Origin of the sequence: Methyloceanibacter sp. (assembly GCF_051306395.1) — a bacterium.
In the GTDB taxonomy this organism is placed as follows: Bacteria; Pseudomonadota; Alphaproteobacteria; order Rhizobiales; family Methyloligellaceae; genus Methyloceanibacter.
Genome location: NZ_JBPPND010000143.1, coordinates 17,096 through 38,778 on the forward strand (window position 1 = coordinate 17,096; position 21,683 = coordinate 38,778).

The 21,683-nt window shown below is 64.0% G+C and carries 25 protein-coding genes and 1 pseudogene; 17 read left to right on the forward strand and 9 right to left on the reverse strand.

Translation table 11 applies throughout. From position 1 onward, the window contains the following. Positions 1-55: 55 nt before the first annotated feature. The gene (locus ACSLE4_RS07520; RefSeq protein ID WP_435903856.1) at positions 56-541 is read left to right on the forward strand and encodes a hypothetical protein; all 486 of its coding nucleotides are present in this window, start codon (positions 56-58) and stop codon (positions 539-541) included. Here the strand turns inward: ACSLE4_RS07520 and dxs are convergent. The 3 genes and pseudogenes from dxs to ACSLE4_RS07535 all read right to left on the reverse strand — a co-directional run bounded on the left by dxs (position 538) and on the right by ACSLE4_RS07535 (position 3,840). Further along, positions 538-2,466: pseudogene (gene dxs / locus ACSLE4_RS07525) on the reverse strand (1-deoxy-D-xylulose-5-phosphate synthase). The gene ACSLE4_RS07520 and the pseudogene dxs overlap by 4 nt on opposite strands. Positions 2,467-2,625: 159 nt before the next feature. Further along, the gene (locus ACSLE4_RS07530) at positions 2,626-2,883 is read right to left on the reverse strand and encodes an exodeoxyribonuclease VII small subunit (RefSeq protein WP_435903857.1); all 258 of its coding nucleotides are present in this window, start codon (positions 2,881-2,883) and stop codon (positions 2,626-2,628) included. 30 nt (positions 2,884-2,913) lie between these two features. Next, positions 2,914-3,840 carry a histone deacetylase family protein gene (locus ACSLE4_RS07535; RefSeq protein ID WP_435903858.1) on the reverse strand — a complete coding sequence of 309 codons (927 nt, stop codon included), beginning with the start codon at positions 3,838-3,840 and terminating at the stop codon, positions 2,914-2,916. Positions 3,841-3,948: 108 nt separating this feature from the next. Here ACSLE4_RS07535 and ACSLE4_RS07540 point away from each other — a divergent pair, with 108 nt between their 5' ends. The 3 genes from ACSLE4_RS07540 to ACSLE4_RS07550 are packed head-to-tail and all read left to right on the forward strand — an operon-like array spanning position 3,949 to position 7,043. Next, complete coding sequence (locus ACSLE4_RS07540; protein ID WP_435903859.1) at positions 3,949-4,899, forward strand: L-threonylcarbamoyladenylate synthase; 951 nt, start codon at positions 3,949-3,951, stop codon at positions 4,897-4,899. Positions 4,900-4,908: 9 nt separating this feature from the next. Next, positions 4,909-6,345 (forward strand): FAD-binding oxidoreductase, encoded by a 1,437-nt coding sequence (locus ACSLE4_RS07545; RefSeq protein WP_435903860.1) that lies wholly within the window; start codon positions 4,909-4,911, stop codon positions 6,343-6,345. Next, entirely contained in the window at positions 6,342-7,043 is a 702-nt protein-coding gene (locus ACSLE4_RS07550; protein WP_435903861.1) for an O-methyltransferase, read from the forward strand. The genes ACSLE4_RS07545 and ACSLE4_RS07550 overlap by 4 nt, the downstream gene beginning before the upstream one ends. Positions 7,044-7,052: 9 nt before the next feature. Here ACSLE4_RS07550 and ACSLE4_RS07555 read toward each other — a convergent pair whose 3' ends face one another. The 3 genes from ACSLE4_RS07555 to ACSLE4_RS07565 form a co-directional block, all read right to left on the reverse strand. After that, positions 7,053-7,322 (reverse strand): hypothetical protein, encoded by a 270-nt coding sequence (locus ACSLE4_RS07555; protein WP_435903862.1) that lies wholly within the window; start codon positions 7,320-7,322, stop codon positions 7,053-7,055. 435 nt (positions 7,323-7,757) lie between these two features. Continuing rightward, positions 7,758-8,648 carry a polyphosphate kinase 2 family protein gene (locus tag ACSLE4_RS07560; protein WP_435903863.1) on the reverse strand — a complete coding sequence of 297 codons (891 nt, stop codon included), beginning with the start codon at positions 8,646-8,648 and terminating at the stop codon, positions 7,758-7,760. Between the two features lie 30 nt (positions 8,649-8,678). Next, on the reverse strand, positions 8,679-9,359 hold the full coding sequence (locus ACSLE4_RS07565; protein WP_435903864.1) for an SOS response-associated peptidase: 681 nt from the start codon (positions 9,357-9,359) through the stop codon (positions 8,679-8,681). A gap of 67 nt (positions 9,360-9,426) precedes the next feature. On the opposite strand from ACSLE4_RS07565, the gene ACSLE4_RS07570 reads away from it, so the two are divergent. The 3 genes from ACSLE4_RS07570 to ACSLE4_RS07580 all read left to right on the forward strand — a co-directional run bounded on the left by ACSLE4_RS07570 (position 9,427) and on the right by ACSLE4_RS07580 (position 11,088). Continuing rightward, complete coding sequence (locus tag ACSLE4_RS07570) at positions 9,427-10,017, forward strand: hypothetical protein (RefSeq protein WP_435903865.1); 591 nt, start codon at positions 9,427-9,429, stop codon at positions 10,015-10,017. A gap of 86 nt (positions 10,018-10,103) precedes the next feature. Next, positions 10,104-10,730, forward strand: coding sequence for a TIGR02301 family protein (locus ACSLE4_RS07575; RefSeq protein WP_435903866.1), 627 nt, complete (start codon positions 10,104-10,106; stop codon positions 10,728-10,730). A 97-nt stretch (positions 10,731-10,827) separates the two neighbouring features. Next, positions 10,828-11,088, forward strand: coding sequence for a hypothetical protein (locus ACSLE4_RS07580; protein ID WP_069623412.1), 261 nt, complete (start codon positions 10,828-10,830; stop codon positions 11,086-11,088). 4 nt (positions 11,089-11,092) lie between these two features. Here the strand turns inward: ACSLE4_RS07580 and ACSLE4_RS07585 are convergent, their stop codons facing one another. After that, positions 11,093-11,740 carry a LysE family translocator gene (locus tag ACSLE4_RS07585; RefSeq protein WP_435903867.1) on the reverse strand — a complete coding sequence of 216 codons (648 nt, stop codon included), beginning with the start codon at positions 11,738-11,740 and terminating at the stop codon, positions 11,093-11,095. A gap of 201 nt (positions 11,741-11,941) precedes the next feature. Between ACSLE4_RS07585 and ACSLE4_RS07590 the strand changes: the two genes are divergently transcribed. Then, positions 11,942-12,592 (forward strand): hypothetical protein, encoded by a 651-nt coding sequence (locus ACSLE4_RS07590; protein WP_435903868.1) that lies wholly within the window; start codon positions 11,942-11,944, stop codon positions 12,590-12,592. 6 nt (positions 12,593-12,598) lie between these two features. On the opposite strand, the gene ACSLE4_RS07595 is transcribed toward ACSLE4_RS07590, so the two are convergent. Further along, entirely contained in the window at positions 12,599-13,936 is a 1,338-nt protein-coding gene (locus ACSLE4_RS07595) for a dihydroorotase (protein ID WP_435903869.1), read from the reverse strand. Between the two features lie 76 nt (positions 13,937-14,012). On the opposite strand from ACSLE4_RS07595, the gene ygfZ reads away from it, so the two are divergent. Continuing rightward, positions 14,013-14,873, forward strand: coding sequence for a CAF17-like 4Fe-4S cluster assembly/insertion protein YgfZ (ygfZ, locus tag ACSLE4_RS07600; RefSeq protein ID WP_435903870.1), 861 nt, complete (start codon positions 14,013-14,015; stop codon positions 14,871-14,873). Next, positions 14,870-15,460 carry a DNA-3-methyladenine glycosylase I gene (locus ACSLE4_RS07605; protein WP_435903871.1) on the forward strand — a complete coding sequence of 197 codons (591 nt, stop codon included), beginning with the start codon at positions 14,870-14,872 and terminating at the stop codon, positions 15,458-15,460. Before ygfZ ends, ACSLE4_RS07605 begins: the two co-directional genes overlap by 4 nt. Before the next feature lie 3 nt (positions 15,461-15,463). On the opposite strand, the gene ACSLE4_RS07610 is transcribed toward ACSLE4_RS07605, so the two are convergent. Continuing rightward, positions 15,464-15,703, reverse strand: a complete 240-nt coding sequence (locus ACSLE4_RS07610; RefSeq protein ID WP_435903872.1) for a DUF2188 domain-containing protein — start codon at positions 15,701-15,703, stop codon at positions 15,464-15,466. Between the two features lie 161 nt (positions 15,704-15,864). Here ACSLE4_RS07610 and ACSLE4_RS07615 point away from each other — a divergent pair, with 161 nt between their 5' ends. From ACSLE4_RS07615 to ACSLE4_RS07645, 7 genes are all read left to right on the forward strand, one after another. Further along, positions 15,865-16,485: a YfbR-like 5'-deoxynucleotidase gene (locus ACSLE4_RS07615; protein WP_435903887.1), complete on the forward strand. Its 621-nt coding sequence runs from the start codon at positions 15,865-15,867 to the stop codon at positions 16,483-16,485. Between the two features lie 43 nt (positions 16,486-16,528). Further along, positions 16,529-17,104 (forward strand): tyrosine phosphatase family protein, encoded by a 576-nt coding sequence (locus ACSLE4_RS07620; RefSeq protein ID WP_435903873.1) that lies wholly within the window; start codon positions 16,529-16,531, stop codon positions 17,102-17,104. Between the two features lie 3 nt (positions 17,105-17,107). Continuing rightward, a complete protein-coding gene (locus tag ACSLE4_RS07625) occupies positions 17,108-18,118 on the forward strand; it encodes an NUDIX hydrolase (RefSeq protein WP_435903874.1) in 1,011 nt (336 codons plus the stop codon). A 54-nt stretch (positions 18,119-18,172) separates the two neighbouring features. Further along, positions 18,173-19,360, forward strand: a complete 1,188-nt coding sequence (locus ACSLE4_RS07630; RefSeq protein ID WP_435903875.1) for a PQQ-dependent sugar dehydrogenase — start codon at positions 18,173-18,175, stop codon at positions 19,358-19,360. Beyond that, positions 19,357-19,761, forward strand: coding sequence for a hypothetical protein (locus ACSLE4_RS07635; RefSeq protein WP_435903876.1), 405 nt, complete (start codon positions 19,357-19,359; stop codon positions 19,759-19,761). Before ACSLE4_RS07630 ends, ACSLE4_RS07635 begins: the two co-directional genes overlap by 4 nt. Positions 19,762-19,838: 77 nt before the next feature. After that, positions 19,839-20,765 carry an ABC transporter ATP-binding protein gene (locus ACSLE4_RS07640; protein WP_435903877.1) on the forward strand — a complete coding sequence of 309 codons (927 nt, stop codon included), beginning with the start codon at positions 19,839-19,841 and terminating at the stop codon, positions 20,763-20,765. Then, positions 20,762-21,523: an ABC transporter permease gene (locus ACSLE4_RS07645; protein ID WP_435903878.1), complete on the forward strand. Its 762-nt coding sequence runs from the start codon at positions 20,762-20,764 to the stop codon at positions 21,521-21,523. Before ACSLE4_RS07640 ends, ACSLE4_RS07645 begins: the two co-directional genes overlap by 4 nt. The last annotated feature ends 160 nt before the right edge of the window (positions 21,524-21,683 follow it).

Below are 21,683 nucleotides of genomic sequence, written 5' to 3' on the forward strand. Positions count from 1 at the left end.
AAGGTCAGCCTGGTAGACTAAGCAAGAGCGCCTTGAAGTCCCTCGCGAGCGTCCCATGACAAAGCGCTTAATGCTGTCCGTCCTTCTTGCCGGCGCTCTGCTCGCCGGCATGTTGTCCGGGGCGCATGCCCAAGGCAGCAATCTGTGGCAGGCCAAGGCGAGCGGGAGCTTCGTGACGCTCCGCTACGGACCGCTCGATGAGCGAGAGAAGCCGCTTTTTCTCTTGTCCTGCTTGAACGGCGTCAATATCGCCGTGCTCTCGGTCCATATGGACTTTCCGCAACGGGAGCCGGGCGACGCCATCACCATCCAGCTGAGCGCCGGCGGCCAATCCACGTCGGTGGCGGGCGAGTCGGCGCATGAAGACGGAACCGGCGTCATCTATTTCGAAGCCGGCGACATCGCGGTGAAGCCCATTCTCAAGATCTTGAGCGAGAAAGGGCAAGTGTCGATGACCACCGGCGCGATCGGCAACGATCTTTCCGAGGACGGTCGCACCGCGGCGGTCGCCGAATTCTCCAAGGACTGCAAGCTGGACTAAGCGAGGCGGGCGGCGCCCGGTTTGGCGTCCTTGCCAAGCGCGGCGAACACCGCGCTGACGATGCCTTGCGCGTCGAGGCCGGCTTCCGCGTACATCGCCTGCGGTTTGCCCTGCTCGATGAAGCGGTCGGGCAGGCCGAGGGTGCGAACCTTCAGGCCGCCGTCGAGCAGGCCTTCGCCCGCAAGCGCATGCAGCACTTGCGTGCCGAAGCCGCCCATGGACCCCTCCTCCACGGTGATCAGCACTTCGTGGTTCTCGGCGAGATCGCGAATGAGATCCATGTCGAGGGGCTTGGCGAAGCGCGCATCGGCCACCGTAGCCGGGAGCCCATAGCCCGCCAACTCGTCGGCCGCGCCCAAGCACTCGGTTAGCCGCGCCCCGAAGGAGAGCAGCGCCACGGCGGAGCCTTCGCGCACGATACGGCCCTTGCCGATTTCGAGCGGCGTGCCGCGCTCGGGCAGCGCCACGCCCGTGCCTTCACCGCGCGGATAACGAAAGGCCGACGGCCGGTCGTCGATGGCGGCCGCGGTGGCGACCATGTGCATCAGTTCCGCCTAGTCGGCGGCGGCCATGACGATCATGCCGGGAAGGCAGGAGAGAAAGGCCGTGTCGAACGTGCCGGCATGGGTCGGGCCGTCGGCGCCGACGAGCCCCGCGCGATCTATGGCGAAGCGCACCGGGAGCTTCTGCACCGCCACGTCGTGCACCACCTGGTCGTAGGCGCGCTGGAGGAAGGTCGAGTAGATCGCCGCGAAAGGCTTATAGCCTTCCGCCGCGAGCCCCGCGGCAAAAGTCACGGCGTGCTGCTCGGCGATGCCCACGTCGAAACAACGGTCTGGCAGGCTTTCAGCGAATTTGTCGAGGCCGGTGCCGGAGGGCATGGCCGCGGTGATGGCCACGATCTTGTCGTCCGCGCGCGCTTCGGCGATCAGCGCCTTGGCAAACACCTTGGTGTAGCTCGGCGGGCCGCCGGCGGGCACCTTCTCCTGCGTGCCCGTCACCACGTTGAAGCGGCCGACGCCGTGATATTTGTCGGCGGATTCCTCGGCCGGGCCGTAGCCCTTTCCCTTCTGCGTCACCACATGGACCAGGATCGGCCCGTTCTGCATCTTCTTCACGTTGCGCAGCACGGGCAGCAAATGATCGAGATTGTGCCCGTCGATCGGGCCGACATAGTAGAAGCCAAGCTCCTCGAACATCGTACCGCCGGTCCAGAAACCGCGCGTGAACTCCTCGGCGCGGGCGGCGCGGCGGAACCAGCTCTTGGGCAGAAGCTTGTGGGCCGCCTGCTTCATCCAGCGGCGAAAGCTGCGATAGGTGCCGCCAGAGATGAGGCGCGCCAGATGCGCGCTCATGGCGCCGACAGGCGGCGCGATCGACATGTCGTTGTCGTTGAGGACGACGATCAGGCGCGAATCCATGGCGCCCGCATTGTTCATGGCCTCATAGGCCATGCCGGCGCTCATGGCGCCGTCGCCGATCACGGCAATCACATTGTGCGAGCCGCCGGAGAGGTCGCGGGCGACTGCCATGCCCAGCCCCGCGGAGATCGAGGTCGACGAATGCCCGGCGCCGAAGGTGTCGTATTCGCTCTCGGCGCGCTTGCAGAAGCCGGACAGTCCGCCCGGCTGGCGCAGCGTACGGATGCGGTCGCGGCGCCCGGTCAAGATCTTATGAGGATAGGCCTGATGGCCGACGTCCCAGATGAGCTTGTCGCGGGGCGTGTCGAAGACGTGATGCAGCGCCACGGTGAGCTCGACCACGCCCAGCCCCGCGCCGAGATGGCCGCCGGTGACGGACACGGCGCTCACCGTCTCCCGCCGCAGCTCGTCGGCGAGCTGCTTCAGCTGGTCGTCGGCAAGGTCGCGCAGGTCCTCGGGCGACTGGATACGGTCCAGCAATGGCGTGGCAGTCTCGGCGCTCATATGTTGTCCCAGCAAATTTCGGGAAAAAGCCCCAAAAGGATCAGCACGTTATACCTTGTTTGGCCCCTGCTATGTGGCCTTCGGAGGGCCGGGCGGCAAGGGCTTGGACCTTAGCGGAGAGACCGCCCCGGCCCAAGGCGTTTGTCGGCCCCGGACCCGCTAGTCCTCGACGTCGAGCGGCTCGGCGCCGGTCGGCTCGCCGTTCTGATTGAGGGTGATCTTCTCCACGCGCGCTTCCGCCTGGCGCAGCAGCCCGTCGCAATGGGCGCGCAAGGCCTCGCCCCGCTCGTAGATCAGAATCGAGGCTTCGAGTTCCACATCGCCCTTCTCCAGGCGATCGACGATGGTCTCGAGCTCCTTGAGCGCGGCTTCGAAGCTCATGGTCTTGATGTCGGCGGTGTCGGTGGGAGTGGCCATGGCCTGGCTTAGCTCTTTCGGTTGGACGCCTCAAGCGCCCATCAGGGTCTTGACATGGACCGCGCTCGAATCGGCGAGCGCCTCCAGATCGTAGCCGCCTTCGAGGGTCGAAACGAGCTTGCCGCTGGAGTGTTTCGCGGCCGCCTCCACCAATTTCTCGGTGACCCAGGCGAAGTCGGGCTCCAACAGTCTGATCTGGGCCAGCGGGTCCTTCAAATGCGCATCGAAGCCGGCGGAGACCAGGAGAAAGTCCGGCGCAAATTTATCGAGCGCGGGCAGGATGCGCTCCTCGAAGGCGGCGCGGAAATCCTCGCTGCCGTCGCCGGGCGAGAGCGGCGCGTTGCAGATATTGCCGACGCCCGTCTCGTCCTTGGCGCCGGTACCCGGAAACAGCGGCATCTGGTGGGTGGAGCCGTAGAACAGATCCTTGTCCTCCCAGAAGGCGGCTTGGGTGCCGTTGCCGTGATGGACGTCGAAATCGATCACCGCGATGCGCTTCGCGCCGTGCTTGGCGCGCGCGTGGAGCGCGCCTACCGCCACCGAGTTGAACAGACAGAAGCCCATGGCCTTCGAGGGCTCGGCGTGGTGGCCCGGCGGACGAATGGCGCAGAACGCATTGTCGACCTCGCCGGTGGCCACTTGATCCACGGCGTGGACCACGGCGCCCGTGGCGCGCAAGACCGCCTCCCAGCTCCCCGGCGACACGACGGTGTCCGGGTCGAGCCAGTTGTGATGCTGCTTGGGGATCTCCGCCTGCACCATCTCCACATAGGCCTTGGGATGCAGGCGCTCGATGGCAGCGAGATCGGCGCGCGGAGCCCGCTCGCGCTTGAGGGCCGCGAAGTCATTCCCGGCCAGCGCACCCTCGATGGCACGCAGGCGGTCGGCGCGCTCGGGATGGCCGAAGCCCGTATCGTGCTCCAAACAAGCAGGATGGGTGAGAAGCAGTGTGGTCATGCGGTTTTCACGATACCCGACTGGGCCCGAGGCGATAGCCCGCCCGGACATAGCTTGACCGGACATAGCTTGACCGGACCTGGGTAACACGCGAAATGGGGACCGACCATGCCCGTTCTTGCCGCCACCGAAGAGGCCATCTTCCAAGCCGCGCAGGCGCTCGTCCGCGGTGAGATCGTGGCCTTTCCCACCGAGACCGTTTATGGGCTCGGCGCCAACGCGCGCGACGCGCACGCCGTCACGAAAGTGTTCGCGGCCAAGGATCGGCCGCGTTTCAACCCGCTCATCGTGCACGTGCCCGATATCGGGGCGGCGGAGACCTATGCGGCGTTCGACGACACGGCGCGGAAGCTGGCGAAGGCGTTCTGGCCTGGCCCGCTGTCGCTGGTCTTGCCAAAGCAACCGGCAAGCGGCATCGCCGATCTTGTCACGGCTGGCCTCGATACGATTGCACTACGCGCGCCCAACCACGCGATTGCGCAAGCTCTTCTCAAGGAAACGCAGTTGCCCATCGCCGCGCCATCCGCCAACCGGTCCGGGCGCATCAGCCCGACAGACGCAACTCACGTGGTGGCGGAGCTCGGCGATCTACCCGCGATGATCCTCGACGGCGGGCCGTGTGTGCGCGGCCTGGAGTCGACGGTGGTTCGCGTCACAGGCGAAACGCCGGTGCTCCTACGGCTCGGCGCCGTGCCCCGACAAGAGATCGAGGCTGTTCTCGGGCATTCAATTGCGTTGGCGAACGAGGACGCGCCCATCGCTTCCCCGGGCCAGCTCGAACGCCACTACGCGCCGAATACGCCGTTACGGCTCGACGCCACGGACGTGGAGCCGGACGAAGCGCTGCTGGCTTTCGGGACGGAGGAGCCACTAGGCGCGCTCACGACCATCAACCTGAGCGTTGCCGGCGATCTGACGGAAGCCGCCACAAATCTCTTCGCCGGCTTGCGGGCGCTCGACGAAACGGGCGCCTCGCGCATCGCCGTCACGCCTATTCCCGACCAAGGGTTGGGCGAGGCCATCAACGACCGCTTGCGGCGCGCGGCCAAGGCGCGCTAGCCCTCACCCATGAGCGAGACCGAAAAGCTCCGCCCGCCGACCGCCGACACCATCGAGAGGCTGGTGCGTATCGTCGGCGATGAGCATGCCTTACGCGACGAAGCCGACATGACGCCCTATCTGACCGAATGGCGCGACCGCTATCACGGCAAGGCTGCGCTCGTGCTCAGACCCGGCTCGACGGACGAGGTCGCCGCGATCCTCAAATGCGCCAACGAGGCGCGGGTCGGCATCGTGCCACAAGGCGGGAATACGGGCCTCGTCGGCGCGCAAATCCCCGACGAGAGCGGCAGCCAAGTCGTCCTCTCTCTGGGACGACTCAGCCATGTGCGCGACGTGGACCTCGCTTCCAACACCATGACAGTGGAGGCCGGACTGACGCTCGCCAGCGCGCAGCAAGTGGCCGAAAGCGCGCACCGCCTCTTTCCCTTGAGCCTCGCCTCGGAGGGAAGCTGCCAGATCGGCGGCGTGCTCGCCACCAATGCAGGCGGGCTTGCCGTGCTCGCCTACGGCAATGCGCGCGACCTCGCGCTCGGGCTCGAAGTCGTGCTGGCCGACGGGCGCGTCTGGCATGGGCTGAAAGCGCTGCGCAAGGACAACACGGGCTACGACCTCAAAGACCTGTTCATCGGCTCGGAAGGCACGTTGGGGGTCATCACCGCGGCCGTGCTGCGCCTGTTCCCGCGTCCCATGGAGCGGGTGACATGCATGGCGGGCTTGAACGATCTGGCGCGCGCGCCGGAGTTCTTCACACGGGTGCATGAGGCCGCGGGGCCGATGTTGACGGCGTTCGAAATTTTACCGCGCATCGGCATCGAATTCGCCGTGAAGCACGGCAACGACACACGCGAGCCCTTTCCCGCCCCGCACGCCTGGTACCTGCTGTTCGACTTGACGAGCCCGCGCGTGGGCGAAGAACCGCACCGGCTGGCGGAGACGCTGCTCCAGGAAGCGATCGAAGGCGGCGAAATCGCCGACGCCATCGTTGCCACCTCGATCAAGCAAGCGCAAGATTTGTGGCGCTTGCGCGAGCTGATGAGCGAAGCGCAGAAGCCTGAAGGCGGCAGCATCAAGCACGACGTGTCGGTGCCGGTGGCGCGCGTGCCGGAGTTCATCATCCGCGCCAACCAGCTCGTGGAGCTGATGATCCCCGGTGCGCGGCCCGTACCCTTCGGTCATCTTGGCGACGGCAACATCCACTACAATGTCAGTCAGCCCATCGGCATGGAGAAGGACGTGTTCCTCGCCAACTGGGAGACGCTGAACACGGCGGTGCATGAGATCGTGCTCGATCTCAACGGCTCGATCAGCGCCGAGCACGGCATCGGCCGCATGAAGCGCGATCTTCTGCCTCACGCCAAAGGCGAGGTGGCGGTCGAGCTGATGCGCAAGATCAAGGAGAGTTTCGACCCGAACGGCATTCTCAATCCGGGAAAGCTGTTATGAGTGAAAAACCTCCGCACAAGACCCAAGACGAGAAGTGGATCGCGATAGACGATTATATCGCCGAGAACTTCCTGGATGACGATCCCGCTCTCGACGCGACGCTTGCGGCAAGTAAGGCCGCCGGCCTGCCGCCGATCCAGGTGGCGCCTCTTCAAGGCAAACTCCTGATGATGCTGGCCGCATCGCTCGGCGCCCGAAACATTCTCGAGGTCGGCACGCTTGGCGGCTACAGCACGATCTGGCTGGCGCGGGGGCTCTCCGACGGCGGACGTGTCATCACGCTCGAACTCGATCCCGGCCATGCAGAGGTGGCCCGCAAGAACTTCGAGAGCGCCGGCCTTGCCGACCGCATCGAGGTGCGCGTTGGCGCAGCGGTCGACACGCTGGCTGCGCTCCACTCCGAAGGTGTGGGCCCCTTCGACCTCATTTTCATCGACGCCGACAAGCCGAGCACGCCGGACTATTTCGATTGGGCCGTGAAGCTCGCACGCAAGGGCGCGCTCATTATCGTCGACAATGTGGTGCGCGAAGGCGCAATCCTCGCCGCGCAGAGCGAGAACAAGCATGTGAAGGGCTTGCGCAGTTTCTATGCGCGCGTTGCCGCCGACCCGCGCGTCACCGCCACGGCCATCCAGACGGTGGGCAATAAAGGCCATGACGGGCTCGCGATCGTGTGGGTGATCGCGGAGCCGGACTAAGCTCAGAGCTTAGAGTTGACCTTCCATCTTGCGCGTCGCGCTACGCGTCACTTGGCTTTGCGGAGCGCTGCACGCTTTGAGATAGGCTTCTTTGTCATCGCCGGTGAGGCTGCGATTGGCGGCTTGCTTCTGGCAAATCTCCGGCATTTCCGCTGCAGTCGCCTGCTGACCTCCGCCCTCTCCGCTCACTTCCTCATCTGCGGCGTAGACAGGATTGGCCGCGAGCAAGAGTGCCGTGACGGCGAAACAAATCGTCGGTAACGAGAGTTTGCGGTTCATCTTGCGGATCCTCTACGTTATCCTTCCTCGTACACACCTATCGCTATCACACGGGACGTTGCCCTCCAATCCCTCGACGGTGACGCCGGGTATTAAATTTTGTTCAGGGCAGATAGGAGTTCGAGACTTATGCATAGTACACGGGAGGTTAGCTTGAGAAAACTTAGCTTAGCCCTTGCATCAGTCGCTGTCGTCTTCGGTGCGGTTTCGGCGATGCCCTCTCAGGCGTTCGCCTGCTATTGCGAGGCTCGGAGCAGCTCTGCCTGGGGGTGGGGTCAGCACGCGTCTTGTGGCTGGGCGGAAAGCAAGGCTTTGGTTGAATGTGCCAAGCGTACGCCTCGCGGTAGCTACTGCTGGATAACTTTTTGCCGGGGATAGTCGATTGCGCTGTTTGACCCGCTCTCTTGTGATGCTGGTGCGGACTCTCATGCGCTGTTAGCGATCTTTCTTCTCGGCCAAAAGCTCGGCGTGCGCCTTCTCGATGGCCTTCATGTCCTCATCGCTGACCTTCGGGAACTGAAGGTCGAGCTTCTCCATCTGCTCGGCGAGCGCGCCGGCGACGACGAGCCGGGCGAACCACTTCTTGTCGCACGGCACCACGTACCACGGCGCATGCTTGGTCGCGGTGTTGCGGATCGTGTCCTCGTAGACCTCCTGATACTGGTCCCACAACTTGCGCTCGGCGACGTCGTAGGGAGAGAACTTCCAGGTTTTGTCCGGATCGTCGACCCGGGCGAGCAGACGCTTTAGCTGCTCCTCTTTCGAAATGTTGAGGAAGAATTTGAGCGGCACAGTCCCGCATCGCGCGAGGTGCCGCTCCCAGTCGTTGATATCCTGGTAGCGCTCTTTCCAGATATCCTTGGTCACCAGATTCGGCGGAATGTTCTGCTTCTCCAAAAGATCGGGATGCACGCGCACCACGATGGTTTCCTCGTAGTAGGAGCGGTTGAAGATGCCGATGCGGCCGCGCATCGGCAGCGCGACGGTGCAGCGCCAGAGATAATCATGCGCGAGCTCAAGATGGCTCGGCTGCTTGAAGGAGTGCACCGAGCAGCCCTGCGGATTGACGCCTGACAGCACGTGCTTGATGACGCCGTCCTTGCCGGCCGTGTCGATGCCTTGCAAAACCATGAGAATGGCCCACTTGCCTTCCGCGTAGAGGCGCTCCTGGAGCCTGGCGAGCTTCTTGACCCCGACTTCCAAGATCTCCTTGCCGTCCTGCTTGTCGAAGTCGACATCGCCGGTGTCGCCGGGGTCGAAATCCTTGAGCTTGAACTTGTCCCCATCGGTGACGCGGTAACGCTCGATGATCTTGTCTGGCAGCATGCTCCTCCCCTTCTTCGCTTTCGCCGCCTTTTAGAGCAGCGACAGCTGCAACGGCTCTCGGATGCCGGGCTCGTCTTTTCGTGAATCGTTGATCTTCAGATCGAGCTCGACCGCCTCGAACAGATCGTCGGCGGCGGGGGCGATCATGGCAAGGGCTTCCTCGGCGCTGACCCGCTTGGCATCGAGCCAACCCTCGTACTGTTCCGGATCGAGGACCACGGGCATACGATCGTGCAACGCGGCTACGGTACGGTTGGCCGCGCAGGTGAGGATGGTGACCGTGTCGAGTTCGCCGCCTTGCGGATCCTGCCAGCGCTCATACAGTCCGGCAAAGGCGATCAAGCGCGGCGGGTGCGGCATCAAGTGGAACGGCCGCCGTTTCCCCTTCGGCCCCGTCCACTCGTAGAAGCCGTCGGCCGGAATTAAGCAGCGCCTTCGGCGCACCGCATGGCGGAAGGATGGCTTCGCCAGCACCTCTTCTGAGCGTGCGTTGATCAGAGTCGGAAATTTCTTCGGGTCCTTGGCGAAGCCGGGCAGCAGCCCCCAGCGCATCAGCCGGAACCGGCGCGCGCCCGTTTCGTCGAGCAGGACGACGGGAATCGCCTGGGTCGGAGCAATATTGTATCGCGCCGGGAAGTTTGGCCTGTCGGCGTAGCCGAAATAGGCCCGCACGGCCTCCGGAGGCGAGGTCAGATTGTAGCGGGAGCACATAGAGGGTCTCTCGGTAACGCTTTGGCAATCATAATCGTGCGAGCTTCTCGTTGAGGACGGTTTGCCAATGTTGCCCGATGAGAATCGTAACGCCCAAGCGGTGGAAATCCAGGAAGATGTGAGCCGGGAGGATATCGTCTCGGCGTTCCGCTCGGCCATGGTCGGCCATTTCCGTTCGCATATTCCGGGCACGAACATCAACGAATCGACGCTGCTGGCCAGCGATTATCTGAATCACTTCCACGAGCTGGTGATGCTTCTGGAAGCGCTGTCGTCCGAGCCAGAAGCGTTCTCCGAGGATCTTCTCGCCTGGCGGCCTCTGACCTACGAGGAACATTTCACCCAATCGGGTTTCCGGGACAAGAACCTGGCGATTGCCGCCTATCGCCGTGCGCCGCACAGAATCCGGGCGCGCTTCGATGACGCCGTTGCCCGGCTTCATGGCGAGGCGCTGACCCTGGTCGCCACCGTCGGTAACGTGCTCGACGGCGGCCGCGACCTGGAGAAGACTTGCCAGGAGTCGGCGGCCCGGCTGCGCATTTTGATCGACGAGGCCAACGCCATCGCCAATGGCGAGATTCCCGCCGAGCGCGGCGATACCGAGGCTCAAGGCGAGGTCAGCAACCAGGCCGCCATCGACGCCCTGTTCGGCACCTAATAGGCCCCTCTCGGATCCATTTTTGCGCTGTCTGCGGCCCCCCGGGTTGGCTAGATTTCACCATGAATTGGGCGTAGTGAGACCCCATGGGACGGCTTGCAAAGCCTTTGGCGCTGCTCGCCTTCGGGGTCCTTTGGGTGGCCACGGGGTCAGTCACCTATGCGCCGCCGGCCGAAGCTCAGTTCGGCTGGTTCTTCGGCCAGCCGAAACAAAAGGCCAAACCGCAGGTGCGGCGCGCCCGGCCGCCAGGCGACGACCTGCCGCCAATCACGCCGCGGGAAAGCCTCGCGCCTCCCCCGCCTGACGACCGCCCTTACGACAACAAGCTGATGCGGCTCGCAGAAATTCTCGGCGCCGTGCATTACTTGCGCGAACTCTGCGGCGCCGAGGAGGGGCAGATCTGGCGCGACCAGATGCAGGAAATCCTCAAGAACGAGGGCACCACCGCGGTGCGCCGCGCCAAGCTGGTCAACAAGTTCAATGACGGCTATCGCGGCTACCGGCGCACCTACCGCACCTGCACCCAGTCGGCCACGCTCGCCACGCGGCGCTTCTCCACCGAGGGCGCGCAAATCGCCGCCTCCTTGGCGCAGAGCTCAATCTACGCCAGCGGACCTCAGGTGCAGGTCCAGGAGCCTCAGGAGGCGGAAGCGAACGCTTCGACGCCCGACCAGACCGGGGCCACTCCCGTCGCACCAAATACCTCAAATTAAGAGTAAAATTTAACCGTTAGTTCACTCCGTCCCACAGACAGCGAACGAGGGGTGTAATTGTGACGCTCGAAGTTTCCGTGGCTGAGGGAGGCACCCGGTGCGGACGGCAAAGCGGCCATTGCAACATTCCGATCCAGGCGACGCCCAGAAGCAGGAGGCGCTGCGCTATATCCTCGATGCGTGGGAGGAAGCGCTCCACGACGGCATCGAGCCGGAGATGCTCGCCAACGCCGCCCTGTTCGCCGCCCTGGCGGACCTCATCGACGTCTATGGCGAGGGCGCGGTGGCCAAGATGACCTCGGGCCTGTCGCGGCGCATCCATCACGGTGAGTTCACCTTGCGGCGCACCGCGCAGTAGCTGGCTAGCGGAAGTACCGCACCAATCCTTCGACAATCAAAGCCGCGCCGAAGCCGAACAAGATGAAGCCGGCGACCCGGTTGATGACGTTCAGGCGGCCCTCGGTGAGCTTGTGCCGGATGGTGGCGATCAGCTCGGATAGGCCAAGCCACCACAACAGGCTGCCGCCCATGATGGCGGCCACCAGAATCAGCGCCTCGAGATTTGTGTTAAGGCCGCCGATGAGCGAGCCGAGACCGCCGATCATCGCCGCCATGCCGAGGACGGCACCCGGATTGGTCACGGTGAGAATGAAGGTCTGCGGGATAATCCCGGTGTGCTCGAGAAGATGAGACCGCTCGTTGATGGGGGTCGCCAGCACGGGCCGGCACAACAGCAGCGCAAGCCCAAAGGCGATAAGGAGCACGCCGCCCACGTATTGGATGGTGTCGCCATAGGCGACCATCACGTCGGAAATGGCCGCGATACTGAAGGCGCCGATCGCTGCGAGCACGCCGTCGCCGAGAACCGCGCCGATCCCTGCGGCCAGGCCCCCCCAGAAACCGCGCGAGACGGTGCGCTGGATTACCAGCACGTTGACGGGCCCGATGGGCGCCGCCATGAGCACACCGATCCCCAGCCCGGCAAGCACCAGCTGGATGCCGGACAGCACAATTTGCGCGCCTGCTTGCAATGCCTCTAGCCTACTCGCCCGATCATGGGCCGGGCGGAAACGCCGCGACCCCGATCTTGGCGGTCCAAGTCTTCTCCGAGAGCGATGTGCTGCCCGAGAGCGATGTCTGGCCCAAGGCCAACCTGGACTTGAAGTTGGTCGCGGTTCTGCGAAATTGACTGCATACGCATGGAGTTATGCATGAATCGGCGGAAAAACCTGGTCATGATCGCCCTGGCCGCATTGGTAGCGGGCGCTGCCGTCCTTGTCTACGCCGAGGGCGGCAACGTCCCCCCACGAGCACAAGCCGAAGATAAGACCGCGCCTGCCGACCACGGCGACCGGCTGCCGGACCCGGCCGGAAAGGCTGAAGATACGAGCGCGCAAGCGGCCGATGGGCCCAAGGTACTTTATGACGCCACCGCCCTGCCGGAGCCCGTGCAGCGCATGTTGAGAGAGATCATCATCGCGGCACGAACCGGTAATATCGAGGCGATGCGGACCGTGCTCGAATCGAACGAGCTAAAGCCGATGGTCGCCGCGGCGCATGTGGCCGATCCCATCGCCTATTGGAAAGAACAGTCGGTCGACGGCTCAGGCCGCGACGTGCTCGCCGCCATGCTGAGCCTGCTCGATTCCGGCTTCGTGCTGACCGGAAAAGACCATGACGCGATGTACGTCTGGCCGTATTTCGCGGAAGTAGACATCACCAAGCTCACGCCGGCGCAAGAGGTGGAGTTCTACCGAACCGTGCCGCCGAAGCGCGTGAAGGCCATGAAGAAGAAGGGCAAATACAGCTATTACCGGCTCGGGGTCTCGCCGAGCGGGGTGTGGCACTACTTCATTCAGTAGACTTGCTCAGGCGCGTTGCGGGAGCGCTTCGCCGAAGCACACCGGGGCGCCCGCCGCCTGTCCCAACTCGCCATCCCACATGGCACGACGTCCGCGCACGATGGTGCCAACCGGCCAGCCCTTCAGCTTGTGCCCGGCAAACGGCGTCCAGCCGCATTTGCTGCCAATCCACGCGTCCTCGACGACCCGCTCGGCCCTGAGATCGACAATCGTCAAGTCGGCGTCATAGCCGACGGCGAGGCGTCCCTTACCGGCGATGCCGAACAGACGCTGTGGGCCGGCACTGGTGAGGTCAACGAAACGGGCAAGGCTCAGGCGGCCCGCGTTCACGTGATCGAGCATTACGGGCACCAGCGTCTGCACGCCGGGCATGCCCGATGGCGTGGCGGGATAGCTGCCGCTCTTCTCTTCGAGTGTGTGCGGGGCATGGTCCGAGCCGAGCACATCGACAACGCCTTGCTGCAGGCCCCACCACAGAATTTCCTGATGGGCGTGGTCCCGCAGCGGCGGATTCATCTGCGCGCGCGTGCCGAGCCGCTCATAGGCGTCGGGCGTCGCGAGCGTCAGATGCTGCGGTGTGACCTCGACACTCGCCACGTCCTTGTGCAGCGACAACAGCTCCATTTCCGCGCCGGTCGACACATGAAGAATGTGAATGCGCTTTCCCGCCTCGGTGGCCAGGCGCAATAGTCTCTCGGTCGAGGCCAGCGCAGCGGTCACGTCGCGCCACTCCGAGTGGCTCGACGGGTCGCCTTCCCGCTGCACCGAGACGCGTTCCCGCAGCCGCGACTCGCATTCGGAATGGAAGGAGCAGCGGCGCCTGATCGTGGCGAGCAGGCGCGACAGCTCTTCCTCGTTATCGACGAGCAGATCGCCGGTGGAGGAGCCGGCGAAAATCTTGATCCCCGCCGCGCCGGGCAAGCATTCGAGCTCGCCGAGGTCTTCGATATTGTCGTGGGTGGCGCCGACAAAGAAAGCGAAGTCGCAATGCATGCGGTTCGTGGCGGCGGCGACCTTGGCGGCCAACGCCTCGGCGTTGGTGGTGGGGGGCTTGGTGTTAGGCATCTCGAAGACGGCCGTGACGCCGCCGAGCACCGCCGAGCGGCTGCCGGTCTCCAGATCCTCCTTGTGCTCCATGCCGGGCTCGCGGAAATGGACCTGGGTGTCGATGACCCCCGGGAGGATATGGAGGCCGCGCGCGTCGATAGTCTCGCCCGCAAGCCCCTCCCCGATGGGGCCGACAGCGCGGATTTGGCCGTCTCGGATGCCGATATCGGCGGTCCCCTCGCCCGCCTGATTCACCACCGTTCCGCCCTTGAAGACGATATCGAAGGTCTCGGCCATGATTGCGGCTCGCCTCCCTTGCAGGCTCTCGCCCCCGCTCATAGATTCGTCCGCCTTGGTAGCAGAAGGGCGCCCCATGAGTCATTGCCAAGCCACACGGCTTTCCGACCGCGGCGTGTTGCGTGTGAGCGGTGCGGATGCGCGCAAGTTCCTCCAAGGCGTGATCACCAACAATCTCGACAAAGCAGAACAAGGCACGGCCGTCCACACGGGGCTATTGAGCCCCCAAGGCAAGATCCTGTTCGATTTCTTCGTGGTGCCGCATGCCGGCGACTTTCTCATCGAAGCGCCCAAGGACACGCTCGCCGAGCTGGCCAAACGGCTTGGCTTCTATCGATTGCGCGCGCAGGTCGAGATTGCCGAAGCCCCGGAGTTCGATGTGGCCGCCACTTGGGACGGTACGCCAAACGTGCCCGAGGAGGCGATCGGGTTCGCCGATCCGCGGCTGCCGGCGCTTGGTATGCGGGTCTTGTTGCCGGACCGCGCTGCGATCAGCCGTCTCGCCTGCGCCGAGGCCAGTGAGGACGCCTACCACGCGCACCGCATCATGCTCGGCGTACCCGAGGGCGGGCGCGATTATGCGCTTGGCGACACGTTTCCCCACGAGGCTCTGTTCGACCAATTGAACGGGGTCGACTTCAAGAAGGGCTGCTTCGTCGGGCAAGAGGTGGTGTCGCGCATGGAGCACCGCGGCACGACACGCAAACGGGTCGTGCCTGTGGAGGGCGATGGCCCCTTGCTGAGCGGCGCCGCGGTCCAGGCTGGAGATTTGCCCCTCGGCACCCTTGGCTCGGTGGCCGGAACGCGCGGGCTGGCGCTGCTTCGCTTGGACCGGGCCGCGGACGCCACGTCAAAAGGGACGGCGCTCAAAGCGGGCGATGCGACCATTACGCTATCCCGTCCGGCTTTTGCCGGGTTCGAAATTCCTGCCGCATGACAGGCGCAGCACTCAAGCGTTGTCCGTGGCCGGGCACCGATCCGCTCTATGTCGCCTATCACGACGAGGAATGGGGCGTGCCCGAGCGCGACGACCGCGCGCTCTACGAGAAGCTGATGCTCGACGGCTTTCAAGCGGGTCTCTCGTGGATCACCATCTTGCGCAAGCGCGACGCTTTCCGCCGCGCCTTCGACGACTTCGCGCCTGAGAAAATCGCCCGCTACAACGCCAAGAAGGTCGCATCCCTGATGCAGGACGCGGGCATCGTGCGAAACCGCATGAAGATTGAAGGTGCGATCGCCTCGGCTCGTGTCTGGCTCGACATGATGGAGGCGGGGCCCGGCTTTTCGGCTTTCCTGTGGGACTTTGTGAACGGCGAGCCGATCCTCAACCGCTACAAGACAATCGACCAAGTCCCTGCGGAGACGGCGCTCTCGCGCGCCATCTCCAAGGAGCTCAAGTCACGTGGCTTTAAATTTTGTGGGCCGACGATCGTCTATGCCTTCATACAGGCCACGGGCATGGTCAACGACCATTTGACGACCTGCCATCGCCACAAGGCTTGCGCCGTCCTCGGGCGGTCTTAAGCGTCAGCCGCGGCCGCTCGGATCCATGCTGCGCGGATAGGTGCGCTCCTCTTGGATCTTGCCGTCGCGCTTCCTGATGCGAACCGAGCCCATCTTCTTGACGGCCCTTTCAAGCACGCCGCCCTTGGTGGCAGCGGCTTTGGTCTTGAACCGTTTGATGATCTCGCCTGATCCCTCACGCTTTAGTTCCCACTTTTTATTCTTATCATTGTGGCTGAGGGAAAATCTGGGCAGTTTCGCCATTGTGCGTTCTCCCGACTCTCTGATTGAGTTGCCTCTCGCTCAAATGAGACCGCGTATGAATGGCATCCGAAGCGTGAATCGTCCATGCTTTTTCTCAATGAGACGGTTTGACTCGCGTGCGCGGACTCGATCCGTGTCTTGCCGCCGCTGACGAGGACTTGATGGTCGTGAGCAACATCGCCGCCAGTACAGGCCCACGCGCATGGCAGCGCATGCTGAGCGGACGGCGGCTCGATCTGCTCGATCCCTCGCCGCTCGACATCGAGATCGAGGACATTGCGCACGGGCTCGCGCGCGTCGCCCGATGGAACGGCCAGACGCGCGGCGACCACACATTCTCGGTGGCGGAGCACAGCCTGCTCGTCGAGGCCATCGCCGGCGATCTCGACTCCTCTCTACCCGAAGAGTTCGCGCTCGCGGCGCTCCTGCACGACGCCCCGGAATATGTCATTGGCGACCTCATCAGCCCGTTCAAGGCGGCGCTATCGCTCGACTATCGCGCTTTCGAGGCAAAACTGCTCGCCGCCATTCATCTGCGGTTTGGGCTTCCGGTGGACCTCCCCGAGGCCGTTAACAGGCTGATCAAGCGGGCCGACAAGATCGCCGCCTACTATGAGGCCATTGGTCTTGCAGGCTTTTCCCGGGACGAGGCGCGGCGCTTTTTCGGCCAGCCCCGGGGGCTCAGCCCCGCTCTCGTCCAGGCGCTGACGCAGTTAGGCCCCCTTCCTGCGGCAGAAGGTGAGGCGAGGTTCTTGAAACGGTTTCATGAGCTTGCCAGATGAACGGCGTAAGTGCTGCAATCGATTCGCTAGGCAAGAGAGGCCCATGGACACCCTGATTTCCGAGAGAGATCGAATGATAGTGCCGGAGGCCATATCGCCGGACACGATCTTCGTCTCGCCCTTGAGTCTCGTGCACGGCACGGTCGCCGACGTCCGGGTCAGCCATCTGGTGACCCTGATCAACGGCGAGACGCTGATCGACACGCCGCCCAGCATCGTCAAGGAACGCCATCTCAGGCTCTCGATGAACGACATTTGCGAGGCGCGTGATGGGCTCGTCGTACCGTGCGAGGACCATGTCGCGGAGCTGATCCAGTTCACGCTCGACTGGGATCAGCAGGCGCCGCTTCTCATCCACTGCTGGGCCGGCATCAGCCGCTCGACCGCCGGAGCCTTCATCGCGCTGTGCGCCCTAAATCCCGATAGCGACGAACATACGCTTGCCCGGGCGCTGCGCCGCGCCTCGCCCACCGCCTACCCCAATCGCCGTCTCGTCGCCCTGGCTGACAACGTGCTCTGCCGCAAAGGCCGCATGAGCGCAGCCGTGGAGCATATCGGACGCGGTCAGCTCGCCGAGCAAGGCGTGGTCTTCTCGCTACCCGCCCGGCCCGCGGCGTAAGCCATGGTCGGCGCTCGGGGCAACAACGCGGCCGCCGCGGAACCGTCCACCAACGACTCTCAGATCGAGCTCGGCCTGAACGCGGCCATCGTCATGGTGCGCGATCAGCAGCCGCATATCCTCGTGGCGCGGCCCGGCACCGCGGGGCCGGGCACCTGGGATGCGCTGCCTTTTGGTCCGTTCGCGCCGCGCGCGCACCGCACTCTCGAGATCGGCTTGCGTGAGTGGGTGAAACGGCACACCGGAATCGAGCTCGGCTACGTGGAGCAGCTCTACACGTTCGGCGACCGTGGGCGGCATGCGGAGCCAGGCGGCGCGCATACGCTCTCGGTCGGCTATCTCGCGCTCTCACGTGGCGCGACCGAGGAAATGATGGGCGCACATTGGTCGCCCTGGTACGCCTACTTCCCCTGGGAGGATTGGCGGGACGGTAAGCCCGAGATTCTCACAGAGGAAATCGAGCCGCGCCTGAAAGAGTGGGCCGAACGGCCGCCCAGACCGAACGAGTCCGCGCGCGCCTTGCGGCGCCCGGAGCGCCTCAAGATCGGCTTCGGTATCGGCGGCGGCTGGGACGAGGAGAAAGTGCTGGAGCGCTATGAGCTTCTCTACGAGGCCGGTCTCGTCGAGGAGGCGAAGCGCGACGGGCGCTCGGCGGCAAGCCAATGGGACGAACTGCCGGTGCTTGGCAGGCCCATGGCGCTCGACCACCGGCGGATCCTGGCGACCGCCATGGGGCGCTTACGGGGAAAGCTGAAATACCGGCCCGTAGTGTTCGAACTACTGCCGCCCGAATTCACGCTTTATGATTTGCAAAAGACCGTGGAGGCGATCTCGGGCACACTGTTACACAAGCAGAATTTCCGGAGGCTCGTGGAGAAAGGCGGGCTGGTGGAGCCCACCGGCAACGTCTCGACGGAGACCGGCGGGCGCCCTGCCCGGCTTTACCGTTTCCGCCGCGAGGTGGTGCTGGAGCGCCCGGCCCCGGGCTTGCGGGTTAAGGCGGCCCGCGGCTGACGGACGCGCCTTGAACTCGCCTAGCCCACAACCGACATTGCAATAGGTATGATCATGAGCTGGCAGCCATCGAACCGTTTCTGCTGGGCGCGGCAAGGCGCTTTTGCGCTGATCGCGGCCTCGCTCGCGCTTCTGCCCGCGGCGGGCTGCGCCGAGGACCGCACCGACCGCACCGTCGACACCGAGACGGGGACGATCAAGGTGGAGACCCTCGCCGAGGGCCTCGATCATCCCTGGGGCATGGCGTTTCTCCCCGATGGCCGCTTGCTGGTGACCGAACGAGCCGGCGATCTGCGCATCATGAGCGCTGACGGAACGCTGACGGAGCCTCTGTCCGGGGTGCCCAAGGTGGTGGCCAAGGGGCAAGGCGGCCTGCTCGACGTGGCGCTCGACCCGAATTTCGCCGACAACAAGCTGGTCTATCTGTCTTATTCGGAGCCGGGCGACGGCGGCGCAGGCACCGCGGTGGCGCGTGGACGGCTTGCCGGGAACGCAGTGGAAGACGTGAAGGTGATCTTCCGTCAGACGCCCAAGGTCTCCGGCGGTAATCATTTCGGCGGCCGGCTTGCATTCACCCCAGATGGCAAGCTCTTCATCACACTTGGCGATCGCTTCAAGTTCGAGCCTGCGCAAGACCTCACCAGTCATCTCGGCAAGATCGTGCGCATCAATCCCGACGGCTCGGTGCCGCCGGACAATCCCTTTATCGGCCAGAAGGACGCACAGCCGGAAATCTGGTCCTACGGCCACCGCAATGTCGAGAGCGCGGCTATTCACCCCAAGACCGGCAAGCTCTGGGAGCTGGAGTTCGGGCCCAAGGGGGGCGACGAGCTCAATATCCCCGCGCCCGGCTTGAATTACGGCTGGCCCGTGGTGAGCTGGGGTAAGCATTATGACGGCAAAGACATTCCCAATCCGCCGACCCACCCGGAGTTCGCCGATGCCGTGCGTCATTGGACGCCGGTGATCTCGCCGTCCGGCATCACCTTCTACACCGCCGACGCCTATCCCGGGTGGACTGCCGACACCATTCCCGCCTGGAAGGGCAATCTCCTGATCGGCGGGCTATCATCGCAGGCGATCATACGTCTCAGCCTCGACGGGGAGACGGTGACCGGCGAAGAGCGTATTCCCATGGGCGCGCGCATCCGCGACGTGGAGCAAGGGCCCGACGGCGCCGTCTACGCGCTGACCGACGCGGGCGACGGAGCGGTCTTGCGGCTGACCGCGGAAGGCCCGTGAAGCCCGCGCTTTCCCTTGGTTTTTTCGGATTTTTCGGCCGTTCCGCAGTCTTGCGCGTGTTCGATGCGGACCTGCGGGCTGTCGACCTCCATCCCAATCTGGTGCCCGAGGCGGTGAAGCTCACCGCCATGCGGCTGCTGATGGACCGGGCCGGTGGCAACGACCCCAGCGCGGAAGAAAGCCGCGCCGCGGCGGAGATCATCGCTTATTGCATGATCGGGGCAGACGCCTTTGCGGGCGCCAACGGATTCCCACTCACCGAAGACATCGAGCAGCGCATCGATGCGGCTCTCGACCACGGCACGAGCTTAGACGCCAAGCTCGTGCTGCTAGCCCTTCAGGCAAACGTGATTCAGCCGAGCGTGGTCGATCACTTTAGGTTAGAAGCCGCCTCAGACTGAGCCGACGTATTGTTGCCCTACTCAGCGCCGATGGAAGGCGCCCTGCCCCGCCTCACTGTCCGGTCCCGTTCGCTCCCATGCCGCCAATCATCTCCGTCAAAGACCTGTCGAAGACCTACGGCACGGGTTTGTCCGCGCTCAAGGACATCAATCTCGACATCGACAAGGGCGAGATCTTCGCCCTGCTCGGGCCGAACGGCGCAGGCAAGACTACGCTCATCAGCATCATCTGCGGCATCGTCACGGCGAGCTCCGGCTCGGTGACGGTCGGCGGCCACGACATCATCACGGATTACCGCGCGGCGCGCTCCATGATCGGGCTGGTACCCCAAGAGCTCACCGCCGACATGTTCGAGACGGTTTGGACCACGGTGTCCTTCAGCCGCGGGCTGTTCGGCAAGTGGCCGAACCCGGCCTATGTCGAGAAAATTCTCAAAGACCTCACGCTGTGGGACAAGAAGGACTCCAAGCTCATGACGCTATCGGGCGGCATGAAGCGGCGCGTCCTCATCGCCAAGGCCCTGTCGCACGAGCCTTCGATCCTGTTCCTCGACGAGCCCACGGCGGGCGTCGACGTGGAGCTGCGCAAAGAGATGTGGCAGGTCGTACGGGATCTGCGCGATTCCGGCGTGACCATCATCTTGACCACGCACTATATCCGCGAGGCCGAGGATATGGCCGACAGGATCGGCGTCATCAACAAGGGGGAACTGATCCTGGTGGAGAACAAGCACGAGCTGATGCACAAGCTCGGTCAAAAGCAGCTTACGCTTCAGCTCCACGAGGCCATCCACACGATTCCCGCCGAGCTCGGCAGCCACGACCTGAAGCTCGGCAACGGCGGCAGCGAGCTTGTCTACACCTATGACAGTCAGGGACCGCGCACCGGCATCACTCATCTCCTGACGGACCTCTCGCAGGCCGGCATCCGCTTCAAGGACCTCGACACCTCTCAAAGTTCGCTCGAGGACATCTTCGTCGATCTGGTGAGGCGCGACCGATGAACCTGCCGGCGATCATATCGATCTACAAATTCGAGATGGCGCGCTGGGGCCGCACCTTCCTGCAAAGCCTGGTGTCGCCGGTCATCGCCACCTCGCTCTATTTCGTGGTGTTCGGCGCGGCCATCGGCTCGCGCATCACCGAGATCGAAGGCGTGCCCTACGGCGCTTTCATCGTGCCTGGGCTCATCATGCTGACGCTCCTCACCCAGAGCGTGGCCAACGCTTCGTTCGGCATCTATTTTCCGCGCTTCACCGGCACGATTTACGAGCATCTTTCGGCGCCGATCTCACCCGTGGAGATCGTGGTCGGCTATGTGGGCGCCGCGGCCACCAAGTCGATCATTCTCGGGCTGATCATCCTTGCCACCGCGGCCCTGTTCGTGCCGCTCCAGATCGATCATCCAGTGTGGATGGCAGGATTTCTCGTTCTCACCGCCGTCACTTTTAGCCTGCTCGGCTTCGTTATCGGCATTTGGGCCGACGGCTTCGAGCAGCTTCAGCTCGTACCGCTTCTCATCATCACGCCGCTCACGTTTCTCGGCGGCACGTTCTACTCGCTCAACGTCCTGCCGCCGGTTTGGCAGACCGTGTCCCTGTTCAACCCGGTCGTCTATCTGGTGAGCGGGTTCCGCTGGAGTTTCTACGGCATCTCCGACGTGAGCATTGAGCTCAGCCTCGTCATGATCGGGCTGTTTCTCGCCATCTGCCTCGGCGCGGTATGGTGGATCTTCAAGACCGGCTATCGCCTAAAGAGCTAGGGACCCGCGGTCTCGATTCCATCCCGCGGATGATGCCGTTCCACGCCTAGCTTTTCGCCGGCGACCCGAAGGCCGTTCGGTCCTTCAACTGACAGTTCCGAAACAGCCGCGATTAGATTTTTCGGTTCAAAGAAAACTCAAATAGCCTGGAAAGACAATT